Source organism: Microbacterium sp. A8/3-1 (assembly GCF_040267695.1).
GTDB lineage: Bacteria > Actinomycetota > Actinomycetes > Actinomycetales > Microbacteriaceae > Microbacterium > Microbacterium luteolum.
In genome coordinates this window covers 3,990,669-4,003,107 of sequence record NZ_CP158357.1, presented here as the reverse complement: position 1 = coordinate 4,003,107, position 12,439 = coordinate 3,990,669, and the positions used below count along the sequence as shown (strand labels likewise).

The following is a 12,439-nucleotide window of genomic DNA, read 5'->3' as shown; positions in this document are numbered from 1 at the left end:
TCCCAGCCTACCTTCGTCGGGTGCAGCGGATTTCGCCCGGGATTCTCACTCGGGCTTACGGGCTCTGTGCAGGGCGACGATGCCGAAGGAGAGGTTGCGGTACGCGACGTCGACCCAGCCGGCTTCGCGGATCCACGCCGAGAGCTTCTTCTGATCCGGCCACTCGCGGATCGACTCGTTGAGGTAGTCGTAGGCGTCGCCGTTCGTGCCCGCGGCCCGGGCCACCCGCGGCAGCACCTGGTCGTTGTAGAAGCGGTAGGCGCCGCGGAAGAGCTTGGCCGGCGGTGTGGAGAACTCGTTGATCACGAGACGCCCTCCCGGCTTCGTCACGCGGAGCAGTTCGCGGAGCGCCTTCTTCGGGTCGCTCACGTTGCGCAGGGCGTACGACATCGTGACCGCGTCGAACTCGGCATCCGCGAAGGGCAGGTCCGTGGCGTCGGCCTGCACGAAGGAGAGGTTGCGCATCGCACCGTGCCGGCGCTGCCCCTCGGCCAGCATGCCCGGGGAGAAGTCGGCGGCGATCACCTCGGCGCCGCTGCGGGCGAGGGATGCCGAGGACGAAGCGGTGCCCGCCCCGAGATCGAGGATCCGCTCCCCCGGCTTCGGCGCGACGGCCCTCGTGGTCGCCGCGCGCCAGAGAGCGTCGTTGCCGAAGGTCATCGCGGTGTTCGTGCGGTCGTAGCCGGCGGCGACCTGGTCGAACATGCCGCTCACGCGGGCGGGGTCCTTGCCGAGATCGGCGCGGTTCATCTCGTTCGGGGTCACGCGTTCAGTCTAGGCGCGAGGTCCAGGGCTTCGAGGCGGTCGAGCCAGACATCGGCCGTGGCGTCGTCGAACGGCGCGGCCCGGGTGCGGACGCGCTCCTCGAGGTCGAGCGCGAGGGCTTCGAGGCGGGTCATGATCTCGGCCGGATAGCCGTACTGCACGCTGTGCTCGGCCCACTCGTCACGGTCGTCCACCCAGGTCCCGCGCTCGCCCTCGACGCGCGCGACGTCGAGGTCCATGTCGATGCCGGTCGCCAGCAGCGGGTCCTCCGACCAGCGGACGTCCCATCCGAGGTCGATGTAGATGCGCATGCCGTTCGGGTGATCGCGGTTGACAGTGAGCGCGAAGTCGATCTGCCGAGGCACGAGGGTGACGTTCGGTCCCGCAGCGATGAACTGCGCGCCGGGGCGGGCGCTCTGCCATCCGACCGGCTGCCCGATCCAGTCGCCCCACTCGTCGGCGCCGAGGTACACGCACTCATGACGCCAATGCGGGGATCCGTCCCACTTGCGCCACTGGAAGATCATCTCGGCGCCGACGGCAGGACGTGCATCGCTCATGCGCCCACCCTACGACGACGCGGATCCGGGTCTTCGGCGCGGCATAGGCTGGAGACGTGCACACCACCCACCTGGTCGTGGAGACCCGCGAGATCGACCCGGTCGAGGACCTCCTGGCCTACGCGGATCCCGCCCGCCCGCTCGCCTGGCTGCGCCGTGGCGACGGCATCGTCTCGGTCGGCGAGCCGCTGGCGGCCATCCGCCCGCCCGCCCGAGGAGCAGAGCCGCGCAGCGCGGCCCTCGCCACCTTCTGGCGGGGCATGGCCGGCCAGGCCGAGATCGACGACCCCGTCGGGCTCCCCGGCACCGGACTGGTGGCTTTCGGGGCCTTCGCCTTCGACGAGGAGTCGGCCGCCGACAGCGTGCTGATCGTCCCGACGCAGGTGCTCGGCCGCCACGGAGACCGGTTCTGGGAGACCCGCATCCGCCTCGCCGGAGCATCGGATCCCCACGAGGAGTTCGCCACCCACCCGTACGGACCCCACTGGGCGGGCACCGTCGGCCCCGGTGCGCAGAGCCCGCAGGGGTATCAGGACTCCGTCCGCGCCGCGCTCGCGCGCATCGCCGACGGCGAGCTGAGCAAGGTCGTGCTGGCCAGAGACCTCACCGGCAGCATCCCGGCCGGCTCCGATCTGCGCCGCCTCGTCCGCGCCCTGTCGACCGGCTACCCCGACACCTGGGCCTTCGCGGTGGACGGACTGATCGGAGCGAGCCCGGAGACGCTGGTGACCGTGCAGAACGGCACGGTCACGGCACGCGTCCTCGCCGGCACGATCGGGCGCGGAGCCGACGCGGATGCCGACACCGCGGCATCCGCTCATCTCGCCTCGAGCACCAAGGACCTCGACGAGCACCAGTACGCCGTGCAGAGCGTGCTCGCCTCGCTCCGCCCGCACACGCGGGCGCTGGCCGCGAGCGAGCAGCCGTTCCTGCTCAAGCTGCCGAACCTGTTCCACCTGGCCACCGATGTCGAGGGCGAGCTCGACGACGGCGAGTCGGCGCTCGACCTCATCCGGGCACTGCACCCGACGGCCGCCGTGGCCGGGACGCCGACCTCGGCCGCGATCGCCGCGATCCGCGACCTCGAGCCGTTCGACCGCGGGCGCTATGCCGGGCCGGTCGGGTGGGTGGATGCCGCGGGCAACGGCGAGTGGGCGATCGCGCTGCGCTGCGCGCAGTTCACCACCGCCGCCGACGACATCCGCGTGACGGCGTACGCGGGCGCGGGCATCGTCGCCGGATCCGACCCGGAGTCGGAGCTGCTGGAGACCAGGGTCAAGTTCCGCCCGCTGGTCGACGCACTCGCCTGACGCGTCAGCTCGCGGCGAGACGCTTCTTCTCGGCCTCGACGTCGAAGTCGGCGGCGGGCCACTGCGGATCGATGTCCTCGAGCGCCGCGAGCAGCAGCTCCTGCACGGCCAGACGCGCGAACCACTTGGAGTTCGCCGGCACGACGTACCAGGGCGCGGCCTCGGTGGAGGTGCGGTCGAACACGGTCTGATACGCCTCCATGTACTGCGGCCACAGCAGCCGTTCGTCGACGTCGCCGGGGTTGTACTTCCAGTGCTTGTCGGGGCGCTCGAGGCGCTCCATGAGACGCGCCTTCTGCTCCTCCGGCGAGATGTGCAGCATGACCTTCACGATGCGGGTGCCGGATGCCGCCACCCGTGCCTCGAACTCGTTGATCGCGTCGTAGCGGCGCTCGATCTCAGGTCCGTCCGCGAGCTCGCGCACGCGTCCGATCAGCACGTCCTCGTAGTGGGAGCGGTCGAAGACCCCGATGAACCCGGGCTCCGGAAGGCGCTTCTCGATGCGCCAGAGGAAGTCGTGCGTGCGCTCCTCGGCGGTCGGCGCCTTGAAAGCCGCGAGCGAGACGCCCTGCGGATCGACGCCGCCGACGACGTGCCGCACGATCCCGCCCTTGCCCGCCGAGTCCATCGCCTGCAGCACCAGCAGCACCGAGTCCTTCGCGACGCCGACGCGGCTCTCGGCGAAGAGCCGCTCCTGCAGGACGTTGAGATTCACGAGTCCCGCGGCGAGGTCCTTCGCGCCGTGCGCCTTGCCCTTGTCGTAACCGGGCTTGGCGTCGGGGTCGACGTCGGCAAGGCGGAAGCCGTCGGCGACCCGCAGCGTGTTCGTCCAGGTGTGCGCGTTCATACGCACATCCTGCCAGTCATCGCGGCAGCGGGACCTCGATGATCTGACGTCCGCCACGCGGCGACGTGAGCGCCTGATCGAGCGCGGTGCGGGTGGTGACGCGCTGGTACTCCCAGCCGTAGGCGCGGGCGAGATGCTCGAGGCGCACCGTGTGCGGCGTGTAGAAGGCGCGGTCGAGATCGGCCGGACGGGCGGATGCCGCGACCTCGAGGGAGTCGAAGATGGTGCCGCCGCCGTCGTTGCCGACGATGACCTGCACACGAGGCTCGATCTCGTCCGGCGGGAGCAGCAGTGCGCCGACGTCGTGCAGGAACGCGAGATCGCCCAGCAGCACGCGGGTGATGCCCGGGGCGCCCGCGGCCTGGCTGGCGAGGGCGATGCCCGTGGCGGTGGCGATCGTGCCGTCGATACCGGCCAGCCCGCGGTTGGCGTGCACGGGGACCTTCTTGCCGCCGAGCACCGCGTCGGCGACGCGCACGAGCCGCGACGACCCGAACATCAGCCGGTCGTGCGGCCACGTCGCCCGCCACACCGCATCGACGAGGAGCTCCCGGTCGAGAGGACGGCGCACGGCGTCGAGCTCGGCCTTGACGGCGTCCCGGCGGGCGGCGAAGTCCTTCGATGCGAGGCCGTCCGGATCGGGGGCGTGCTCGCTCAGGTCGACAGCTTCGGCGGCGGAGGCCGCGAGCCACTCGCCGAGCCAGGCGCGGTCGACATCACCGGCCGCGACGGCGACGGCGCCGACACCGAGGGTGCGGCCGTTGAGGTTCAGTTCTTCGCCGCCCCGTCGCACGGCGACGACGTCGACCCCGTCCCGGGAGAGGAGCGCGGTCACCTCGCGGCTCAGCGTCGGATGGCCCAGGACGACCACCCGCTCGATGCGGCCACCGAGGTCGTCGCGCCGCAGGAGCGCCCGGTAGCCGTGCACGACCTGGCGGCCGAAGCGGGACCCGCTGACGATCTCGGCGATCAGGGGCCAGCCGCCGGCGTGCGCGATCTCCTCGGCCGCCGCTCCCGCGTCGGCGCCCGCGACGACCACCGTGCGAGGTCCGCGATCGAGCACGAAGGACTCGCCAGCGACGATGCGGGGCGCATCGCCCGAGACCATCGCGAGCGCGGGCGGGAGTCCGGAGAGCGGCTCCCGCGACGGCAGGTTCAGATGCACGGGGCCCGCGACGCCGGGCAGACCGGCGGCAGCGTCCGAGACGCCCATCGCCGCCTCGATCGCGCGTGCCGCGAGGCCGCTCCACTCGCCGTCTCCGGGAACAGGCGCGTCGATCTGGTCGCGCACCCAGCGGTCGAAGAAGCGCTCCTGCCGGGTGGCCTGGTTCGCCCCGACACCGCGCAGCTCAGGAGGGCGGTCGGCGGTGAGGAGCAGCAGCGGCACTCCGGAGTGGAATGCCTCCATCGCAGCGGGCAGCAGGTTGCCGACGGCCGTGCCCGAGGTGCAGATCACCGCGGCGGGGACACCCGTCTCCCGACCGATGCCGAGCGCGGTGAATCCGGCGACGCGCTCATCGATGCGCACGTGCACCCGGAGCGCGCCCTCATCGGCGAGGCGCACCGCGGCGAGCGCGAGCGCCTGCGAACGGGACCCCGGCGAGAGCACCACGTCGCGCACGCCGTGCGCGACGAGATCGGCGAGCAGCGATGCCGCGGCATCGGATGCCGGCGATGATGTCACGGGCGCGAATCCGCGGCGGGAGGCTCGTCGGTCTCCTCGTCCAGGCGCGCGAGCTCCTCTTCGAGGCGCTTGATGCGGGCGTCCTGCTCGGTCTTGCCGATGCTCTGGAGGAACGTGGGGTCGTCGTCGGGAGCGAGCACCCGACGCTGGCTCTGATCGTTCGCGCGACGGCGTCCGATCGTGAACCAGAGGATGCCGCCGATCACGGGGATCAGCACCACGATGGCGATCCAGGCGGCCTTGGGCACGCCACGGTGCCGCGTCGCCGGCTGCACAGCGCAGTCGACGATGCTGAACACCCAGAACACGGCGGCCAGGAAGCCCCCGACGATCAGTAGTCTCGCCACCCTTACAGTGTAGGCGCGTCCACGGTGCCCCAGCTCCGGAGTCGGCAGAGGCGCCGTTGCTAGACTGCGCGGGAAATGCTGCCCTCATCGCCGGACCGGATGCCGCGAGCGCGGGCCGAGCGGATGCTGGTCGTCAGGATCGCCATCGCCGTCGGCCTCGCGCTCCTGCTGGTCGTGGGAGCGTGGTCCACCTCGCACGGCTCGGCCGACGTGCATGCGTCGCTCTGCCTCGCACCGGGCGTCGCGCACCCCGCGGGCTCCTCGAACTCCGGCGAGCAGCACGACGGAGCATCTGCGGTCGATGTCCTGTCGTCCGATGCGGCGCTCTGCGTCATCGCGGTGCTCTGCGGCGTCGCGCTGGCCCTGCTCTTCCTGCGGCTGCGCGGCGCGACCGGCCGCGCACTCGGCGGACTCGTGGCCCGTCGGACGTCACCGCCGCGTGCCGGCCCCGCCCGGCTCCTCCCCGCTCTCACCCTCACGCAGCTCTCCCTCTCCCGCACCTGAACCTCGACGCGCATCGAGCCGCCTCGCGCGGCATCCATCCCGTCGTACCCCTGTGTCTGGAGACCCCATGAAAACCTCTGTCAAGGCGACCCTGATCGCCATCGCCGTCGCCGTCGTCCTGCTGATCGTCGGCATCGTCTACGCCATCACCCAGCGGGCGCCCGCCTCCGATCCCTCGGAGGGCGGCGCGCCGCAGGCCGTCCGCGCCGATTCGCACGTCCTCGACGAGGGCGGAGCGGATGCCGTCACCGTCGTCGAATTCCTCGACTTCGAGTGCGAGGCGTGCGGTGCGTTCTACCCCATCGTCGAGGACCTGCGCACGACGTATGCGGGCGAGATCACCTACGTGGTGCGCTACTTCCCGCTGCCCGGGCACGTGAACTCGACCCAGGCCGCCCTCGCTGCCGAGGCGGCAGCCCAGCAGGACCGTTTCGAGGAGATGTACCACCGGCTTTTCGAGACCCAGGCGCAGTGGGGCGAGAACACCGAGGAGACGCCGGCGGTGTTCCGCGGGTTCGCCGAGGAGCTGGGGCTGGACATGGCCGCCTACGACGCGGCGATCGCCGACCCGGCGACGCGGGAGCGCGTCGAATCCGACAAGAGCGACGGCGAGACGCTCGGCGTGAGCAGCACGCCCTCGTTCTTCATCGACGGCGAGCCCGTCCTGCTGCAGGAATGGGACGACCTCGAGCAGGCGATCGAGAAGGCCGTGAACGGCTGAACACCTGTCGCGGGCGACTTCCGCGGGTGCATGATGTCGGTATGAGCGAGCGCTCAGCGTCGGAATCCCCTCCCCCGAAGGCGAGACGATCCCGGCATCCGAGGACGAGTACACCGCACCGGCGACGGAGTCGGATGCGGCGCTCGCTCGGCGCGCGCAGATCCTGGCGACCGAGCACTGGGGGCTGCTCGCCGCGCGCAGCACCGCCCAGAGCGAGGTGCTGACCCGCATCACGATCTTCCTCACCCTCGTGTCGGCGGGACTCGTGACGATCGGGCTTCTGGGGCAGGCCTCGGGGTTCTCCGGATGGTTCGGCGGCGCGTCGATAGCGATCCTCGCGTTCCTGAGCCTGATCGGCTTCATGACGCAGGTCCGGGTCATGAACGTGTCGGAGGAGGACATGATGTACGTAGTCGCGATGAACCGGCTCCGCGGCGCGTACGTCGACCTCGATCCGCACGTCGAGGAGATCTTCCTCGCCTCGACCTACGACGATCAGGCCGGCATGAAGCTGACCTACTCGTTCCTGCGACGCCGCAGCGTCAGCATCCTGCTCGGCAGCTCCGTGATGCTGCTGATCGTGGTGGAGTCGTGCGTGACAGGACTCCTCGTCGGCTCGGCGATCGTCGCCGGCGGCGGGACGTTCGAGTGGGCCGTCGGCCTCGGTATCGGCGTCGGAGCGGTCCTCGCCGCCGGCTTCATGACCTTCGGCGGCGTGGGGTTCCGCTCCGCCTGGAAGAACTACGTGCCGCGCCGCCGCACGCCTGCATCGACGCCGCGATCGCAGCGCTGATCCGGACCGGCCGGCTGCCGGTCCGGATCAGGAATCGCGGGGGCGCTGCCGCAGCTGCTTGACGTCGGTACGGCGCTGCTTGGCCTTCAGACGCCGTTCCTTCGAACCACGACTCGGCTTCGTCGGTCGGCGCGACGGCGCCGGCGGCCGCAGCGCTTCGGCGACCAGGGCCGCGAGCCGGGCGCGAGCGGCATCCCGGTTGCGCAGCTGGGCGCGGTGCTCGGATGCCGCGATCGTCAGGACTCCGTCCACGAGGCGTCCGCTCAGCCGTTCGAGAAGCCGCTCGCGCTGCGCGGGGGTGAGGGCGGCGGAGCCCGCGGCATCCCAGACGAGCTCCGCACGGGAATCGGCCGTGTTCACGCCCTGCCCGCCCGGACCGGATGACCGGGAGAACCGCCAGGACAGCTCGGACTCCGGGATCGTGACCCCCTCCGTGACGCGGAGGCCGGGTCGATGAGGAGCGGCCATGGGACCATCATCCTCCTGCTCACACCCCGCGAAGACCCAGGGTGTAGGTTGCGGAGATGCAGACGATCCGCGTGGGTCTCGTGGCCGATCCGGCCTCGCCCACCGTCGTCGCTCGGCGCATGACCGACCTCATGCCGCCGGCGGCAGCCGAAGCGGATGACTGGTCCTTCGAACTCGTGAGCGAACCCTTCACCGTGGGGTCGGAAGACGTCGACGTCGCGCTGGAAAGGCTCCGAACCCATGCCGATCGGAACGCATGGGACCTCGTCATCGGCGTGACCGAACTCCCGCTCCGCGACGACGACGGCCGCTACCTGCTGGCTGCGATAGACCCACGGCGACAGTCGGCGGTGCTGTCGCTCCCCGCGCTCGGCGGATTCCGGGTGCAGACTCGCGCTCGCCATGCGGTGCGAGGACTGGTCGACGGCATGTCCGAGCCCTCCTCACCCGAGGAGCAGCGCCTTCCGCTGCCAGGGCTCAGCGCCCGCGGACGGGTACTACTGGGCATGGTGCTCGCCAACCGCCCGTGGCTGCTGGTCGCCGGACTCAAGTCCGCGCTGGTCGCGGCCCTGGCGACCGGTGCCGTGGCGACGATCGAGCCGACCGTGTGGTCGCTGGCGGCTTCCCTGTCCGGGTGGCGCCTCGCTGCGGCGACCATCGCCTCCATCGCCATCCTCGTCGCCTGGATCGTGATCGACGGGAGGCTGTGGGACCGCCCCGACCACGACTCACCCGCGGCACGCGAGAGATCGCGTCTCTACAACACCTCGACCCTGTTGACTCTGACCATCGGCGTCTCGATCTGCTATCTGGCGCTCTACGTCGTGAACCTGGCCTGGGCGCTGTTCGTCCTCGACCCGTCGGTGATGGGCGACCTGCTCGGCAGGCCGCCCGGATCCGGCGAGCTGCTCGTGCTCAGCTGGTTCGTCGCCTCGGCGGCGACACTCGGCGGAGCGCTGGGCACCGGTCTCGAGTCGGACGAAGCGATCCGTGCCGCCACCTATTCGAAGCGTGAAGAGGAGCGGCGCGCCCGGCTCGCAGACAAACCCGACTGAGAAGCCGCCCGCGTGCGAGGCAGAGCTTCCGATCTCAGCCGACCACCGGGACCTGCTGCTCGGTGGGCACGTCGCTCAGCGTCCTCTTCGCCGTGTTCGCGATGTGCGCACGACCCACGACGATCGCGGCGACGACCATGAGCGCGGCGCCGAGCCAGTACGGAGCGGCGTGGCTGACCGTGACGTACAGCGCGCCCGCGATGAGCGGTGCCACCGTGCCCATCGCCGCGTTGAGCGACTGCGTCGCCCCACCGAGCCAGCCCTGCTCGTCGTCGCCGACCGCGTTCGACATCGCGCCGTCCATCGCCGCCTGCGAGGCGCCCTGCCCTGCGGCGAGCATGAGGGCTCCGACGATGAACAGCCAGGGCTGGGCGAAGATCGACGCGACGACGGCGAGACCGATGAGGCCGATCATCTGGGCCACGATGCCGCTCACGATCACGCCGCGCTCGCCGATGCGAGGCAGCAGGATGCCGAGCAGCACTCCCTGGATCAGGATGTCGATGATGCCGACCGCCGCCGTCATCAGACCGATCTGCGTCGGACCCCACTGGATCGAGTCGAGCGCGAGCACGCTGAAGTTGTTCACGAAGAAGCCGAACGGGAGGGCGAGCAGCCCGAAGCCGATCATGAGCCCGCGGAGCTCCCGGCGTCCGAACGCGTTCTTGAACACGGCGAAGGGCTGGACGTCGCGCAGAGCGATCGCGTCGATGCGGTTCTCGGGCTTCAGACTCTCGGGGAGCAGGAAGATGCTGAGGATCGCGATCGTCAGCGCGACGGCGGCGGTGAGGAAGACGGGGAGCTGGATGCTGATCGCCGCCAGGAGTCCGCCGATCGCGGGACCGATCATCATGCCGATGCCGGAGAGCGCACCGAGCAGACCGAATCGCTGCGCGCGCTTCTCGGGAGGGGTGATGTCGGCGAGGTAGGCGAACAGCGCGGGCAGGTCGCCGGCGGTCAGGCCCTGGATGACACGCGCGAGCACGAGTACCCAGAGGGCGCCGCCGATGCCGAACAGCGCCATCGAGAACGCTGCACCGAAGGCGGCGGCGATGATCACGGGCCTGCGGCCGAAGCGATCGGAGAGGCGTCCGAGGAACGGTGCGATGAGGAAGGCGCAGAGTCCGTTGACGGCCTCGAGGACACCGACCCAGATGGCCAGGTCCTTCTCCTCGGAGACGTACTGCAGGACGACGAAGGGGAGAACGGGGAGGACGACCGTCATTCCGATGACGGTGAGCATCGTGAGCACGATGAGCATGATCCAGGCGCGCTTCGCGCTTCGGATCGAGAGATTGGGTGAAGTCATACCGAAAGTGTATCGATACCAGTTTTGGTGTCAAGCCAGTTTCGGATCGAGTACGCGGTAGGCTCGGAGCATGACATCCACCGAGCAGCCCTCCCCCGAGCCGATCGGGCGCCGGGAGCGGAAGAAGGCCGCGACCCGCAAGGCGATCTCCGACGTCGCGACGATGATGTTCCTCGAGCGTGGATTCGACAACGTGAGCATCCGGGAGGTCGCGGACGCCGCCGACGTCTCCCCCACGACCGTGTTCGCGCACTTCCCGCAGAAGGAGGCGCTCGTCTTCGACGAGGACGACGAACAGCGCGACCGGCTCGTCTCCGCCGTGCGCGACCGGCCGAAGGGGAGCACGATCAACCGCGCGATCCACGATTTCTACGCCGCCGAGATCACGGCGAACGTCGACGAGCACGGCAACGATGTCACGCGCGTCTTCCTGCGCTTCCTCAACGAGACACCGGCGCTGCGCGACTACGCGGCGAAGATGTGGCTGCGGCACGAAGACGCACTCTCCGCCGCCATCGCCGAGGAGCTCGGCCTGCCGGAGCCCACCGCCGAGACCCGCGTCTACGCGCGCTTCGTCCTGCAGATGCAGCTTCTCGTCAACGAGGACGAGGACCAGCTCAGCACGCTCGACGCCGGGTTCGCGATCCTGGAGAGCGGGTGGGAGCCGATCGAGAAGCGGCTCGCCGCACAGGCGACCAGCCGTTCCTGACAGAGTGGACGCGACGGCGGGAGTCGAACCCGCAACGCCGTCAGATATGAGCTGAGGCCCGGGACCGCCCGGATCGCCGCGATGAAGACGACGTTACCTGGCCGTGACCTTGTTGGCCAGGATCGTTGCCTGGGATAACCCGATGAGTCTTCCGATGACGGCTGTCTCGACGGCGACCGGGCCCGCATGGGCTGCGATACCGTGTGGACATGACCCAGGAGAAGATCCGCCTCCGCACCGTCGATGGTGACGAGGAGCAGTCCTTCACGGCCGATGAGGTGATCATCGTGCTGCCCAACGGGATCGAGTTCTCGTTGTTCGCCGGTGATGAAGGCGACAACGAGGTCGTCGCGCTGATCACGGCAACCGAGCCCCTCGTCCCGCACCGATTCGTGCTGCGGCCTGGCGCGGTGAATCAGGTGGGCATCGGCGCGGAGTGACCTGAGATGGCCGCTCAGCCGGATCCCGCCACCACCGCGCAGAAGACGCATCGCTACCTCCGGCTGTCGCTCGTCTTCGTGGTCTTCGCGCTCCTGGTGAGCGTGGCGATCGAGACGGTCGTCGTCTCCTGGGAGCCGCTCGCCTTCGGCTGGGAGCCGCTCCCCTCGATCAGCCACTACTTCTACACGCCGGCCCGGAACGTGTTCGTCGGGGCGCTGATCGCCGCATCGCTCGCACTCCTCGCGCTGTCCGGACGCAACCGGGCGACGATCCTGCTCGACATTGCCGCCTTCTTCGCGCCGCTCATCGCTCTCGTGCCGACGGGCATCGACCCCGAGCATCCGATCGGTGGGCTCACCTGCCCCGGCACGGAGGAATGCGTCCCCGCCGCGTACCTTGACGATGTCCGCGCGAGTGTCGCCACCTATGCCGTCGTCGTGATCACGGTCGTCGTCACGCTGGCCGTGATCCGCGCGAGACGGGGGATCACGACGCCGGGTGCTGGTGTGGTGTCGATCATCGCCATCACCACCGCAGTCGCGATGGCCGGCCTCGCGTTCATCTCCGGGCTGAACACCGACTTCCCGTTCAACTTCTGGCCGTATCCGCCCAGCATCCACTTCGCCGTGACGCTGATCTTCTTCGGGATCTTCGCCGCCGTGCCGATCCTGCACTCGCGCGGTCCGATCGACGAGACCGAGACGCCGCCGACCGCGAGGCAGCGAGCCGTCTACCGCTGGGTGGCAGGACTCATGATCGCGGATCTGCTGCTGCTGCTCGCCGCCTTCGTCTTCCGCGAGCAGCTGGGCGACATCCCGCTCGTGCTCCTCGGCGAGGCCGTCGCCCTCAGCCTCTTCGCCTGGTTCTGGTGGGTGCAGACGTTCCAGCGCTGGGACGACGCGAATCCGCCGAGCGTCCTGTGATCG

15 protein-coding genes and 1 pseudogene are annotated in these 12,439 nt (G+C 70.1%); 8 read left to right on the top strand and 8 right to left on the bottom strand.

The annotated features are described in order from the left end of the window. Positions 1-45 precede the first annotated feature (45 nt). A complete protein-coding gene (locus tag ABS642_RS19520) occupies positions 46-750 on the bottom strand; it encodes a class I SAM-dependent methyltransferase (RefSeq protein ID WP_350353469.1) in 705 nt (234 codons plus the stop codon). 11 nt (positions 751-761) lie between these two features. Beyond that, the gene (locus ABS642_RS19515) at positions 762-1,325 is read right to left on the bottom strand and encodes a hypothetical protein (RefSeq protein ID WP_350351445.1); all 564 of its coding nucleotides are present in this window, start codon (positions 1,323-1,325) and stop codon (positions 762-764) included. A 56-nt stretch (positions 1,326-1,381) separates the two neighbouring features. Here ABS642_RS19515 and ABS642_RS19510 point away from each other — a divergent pair, with 56 nt between their 5' ends. Next, positions 1,382-2,635 carry an isochorismate synthase gene (locus ABS642_RS19510; protein ID WP_350351444.1) on the top strand — a complete coding sequence of 418 codons (1,254 nt, stop codon included), beginning with the start codon at positions 1,382-1,384 and terminating at the stop codon, positions 2,633-2,635. A gap of 4 nt (positions 2,636-2,639) precedes the next feature. On the opposite strand, the gene ABS642_RS19505 is transcribed toward ABS642_RS19510, so the two are convergent. Genes ABS642_RS19505 through ABS642_RS19495 form a run of 3 tightly spaced genes read right to left on the bottom strand, consistent with a single transcriptional unit; the run spans position 2,640 to position 5,513 of the window. Continuing rightward, positions 2,640-3,482 (bottom strand): polyphosphate kinase 2 family protein, encoded by an 843-nt coding sequence (locus tag ABS642_RS19505; protein ID WP_282216200.1) that lies wholly within the window; start codon positions 3,480-3,482, stop codon positions 2,640-2,642. Positions 3,483-3,498: 16 nt separating this feature from the next. Then, positions 3,499-5,166: a 2-succinyl-5-enolpyruvyl-6-hydroxy-3-cyclohexene-1-carboxylic-acid synthase gene (gene menD / locus ABS642_RS19500; protein WP_350351443.1), complete on the bottom strand. Its 1,668-nt coding sequence runs from the start codon at positions 5,164-5,166 to the stop codon at positions 3,499-3,501. Further along, positions 5,163-5,513, bottom strand: coding sequence for a PLD nuclease N-terminal domain-containing protein (locus tag ABS642_RS19495; protein WP_282216198.1), 351 nt, complete (start codon positions 5,511-5,513; stop codon positions 5,163-5,165). Before ABS642_RS19495 ends, menD begins: the two co-directional genes overlap by 4 nt. 75 nt (positions 5,514-5,588) lie before the next feature. Here ABS642_RS19495 and ABS642_RS19490 point away from each other — a divergent pair, with 75 nt between their 5' ends. From ABS642_RS19490 to ABS642_RS19480, 3 genes are all read left to right on the top strand, one after another. Beyond that, a complete protein-coding gene (locus ABS642_RS19490) occupies positions 5,589-6,017 on the top strand; it encodes a hypothetical protein (protein WP_350351442.1) in 429 nt (142 codons plus the stop codon). Positions 6,018-6,084: 67 nt separating this feature from the next. Continuing rightward, positions 6,085-6,738 carry a thioredoxin domain-containing protein gene (locus ABS642_RS19485; protein WP_282216196.1) on the top strand — a complete coding sequence of 218 codons (654 nt, stop codon included), beginning with the start codon at positions 6,085-6,087 and terminating at the stop codon, positions 6,736-6,738. Positions 6,739-6,955: 217 nt separating this feature from the next. Further along, the gene (locus tag ABS642_RS19480) at positions 6,956-7,531 is read left to right on the top strand and encodes a hypothetical protein (RefSeq protein ID WP_350351441.1); all 576 of its coding nucleotides are present in this window, start codon (positions 6,956-6,958) and stop codon (positions 7,529-7,531) included. Between the two features lie 27 nt (positions 7,532-7,558). Here ABS642_RS19480 and arfB read toward each other — a convergent pair whose 3' ends face one another. Beyond that, positions 7,559-7,999, bottom strand: a complete 441-nt coding sequence (gene arfB, locus ABS642_RS19475) for an alternative ribosome rescue aminoacyl-tRNA hydrolase ArfB (protein ID WP_282216194.1) — start codon at positions 7,997-7,999, stop codon at positions 7,559-7,561. A 56-nt stretch (positions 8,000-8,055) separates the two neighbouring features. Here arfB and ABS642_RS19470 point away from each other — a divergent pair, with 56 nt between their 5' ends. Next, positions 8,056-9,054: a hypothetical protein gene (locus ABS642_RS19470; RefSeq protein ID WP_350351440.1), complete on the top strand. Its 999-nt coding sequence runs from the start codon at positions 8,056-8,058 to the stop codon at positions 9,052-9,054. Positions 9,055-9,088: 34 nt separating this feature from the next. On the opposite strand, the gene ABS642_RS19465 is transcribed toward ABS642_RS19470, so the two are convergent. Beyond that, positions 9,089-10,363, bottom strand: coding sequence for an MFS transporter (locus ABS642_RS19465; RefSeq protein ID WP_350351439.1), 1,275 nt, complete (start codon positions 10,361-10,363; stop codon positions 9,089-9,091). Positions 10,364-10,433: 70 nt separating this feature from the next. Here ABS642_RS19465 and ABS642_RS19460 point away from each other — a divergent pair, with 70 nt between their 5' ends. Continuing rightward, positions 10,434-11,072, top strand: a complete 639-nt coding sequence (locus tag ABS642_RS19460; protein WP_350351438.1) for a TetR/AcrR family transcriptional regulator — start codon at positions 10,434-10,436, stop codon at positions 11,070-11,072. A 5-nt stretch (positions 11,073-11,077) separates the two neighbouring features. Here ABS642_RS19460 and ABS642_RS19455 read toward each other — a convergent pair. Further along, a pseudogene (locus ABS642_RS19455) lies at positions 11,078-11,153 on the bottom strand. Positions 11,154-11,281: 128 nt separating this feature from the next. On the opposite strand from ABS642_RS19455, the gene ABS642_RS19450 reads away from it, so the two are divergent. Next, the gene (locus tag ABS642_RS19450; protein WP_350351437.1) at positions 11,282-11,512 is read left to right on the top strand and encodes a hypothetical protein; all 231 of its coding nucleotides are present in this window, start codon (positions 11,282-11,284) and stop codon (positions 11,510-11,512) included. Between the two features lie 6 nt (positions 11,513-11,518). After that, positions 11,519-12,436: a hypothetical protein gene (locus ABS642_RS19445; RefSeq protein WP_350351436.1), complete on the top strand. Its 918-nt coding sequence runs from the start codon at positions 11,519-11,521 to the stop codon at positions 12,434-12,436. Positions 12,437-12,439: the final 3 nt, after the last annotated feature.

Excerpts from the sequence above, each read along its gene's own strand:
- ABS642_RS19490 (WP_350351442.1), top strand. The coding sequence starts at position 5,589 with ATGCTGCCCTCATCGCCGGACCGGATGCCGCGAGCGCGGGCCGAGCGG.
- ABS642_RS19460 (WP_350351438.1), top strand. The coding sequence starts at position 10,434 with ATGACATCCACCGAGCAGCCCTCCCCCGAGCCGATCGGGCGCCGGGAG.
- arfB (WP_282216194.1), bottom strand. The coding sequence starts at position 7,999 with ATGGCCGCTCCTCATCGACCCGGCCTCCGCGTCACGGAGGGGGTCACG.
- ABS642_RS19485 (WP_282216196.1), top strand. The coding sequence starts at position 6,085 with ATGAAAACCTCTGTCAAGGCGACCCTGATCGCCATCGCCGTCGCCGTC.
- ABS642_RS19450 (WP_350351437.1), top strand. The coding sequence starts at position 11,282 with ATGACCCAGGAGAAGATCCGCCTCCGCACCGTCGATGGTGACGAGGAG.
- ABS642_RS19505 (WP_282216200.1), bottom strand. The coding sequence starts at position 3,482 with ATGAACGCGCACACCTGGACGAACACGCTGCGGGTCGCCGACGGCTTC.
- ABS642_RS19520 (WP_350353469.1), bottom strand. The coding sequence starts at position 750 with ATGAACCGCGCCGATCTCGGCAAGGACCCCGCCCGCGTGAGCGGCATG.
- ABS642_RS19445 (WP_350351436.1), top strand. The coding sequence starts at position 11,519 with ATGGCCGCTCAGCCGGATCCCGCCACCACCGCGCAGAAGACGCATCGC.
- ABS642_RS19515 (WP_350351445.1), bottom strand. The coding sequence starts at position 1,325 with ATGAGCGATGCACGTCCTGCCGTCGGCGCCGAGATGATCTTCCAGTGG.
- ABS642_RS19470 (WP_350351440.1), top strand. The coding sequence starts at position 8,056 with ATGCAGACGATCCGCGTGGGTCTCGTGGCCGATCCGGCCTCGCCCACC.
- ABS642_RS19465 (WP_350351439.1), bottom strand. The coding sequence starts at position 10,363 with ATGACTTCACCCAATCTCTCGATCCGAAGCGCGAAGCGCGCCTGGATC.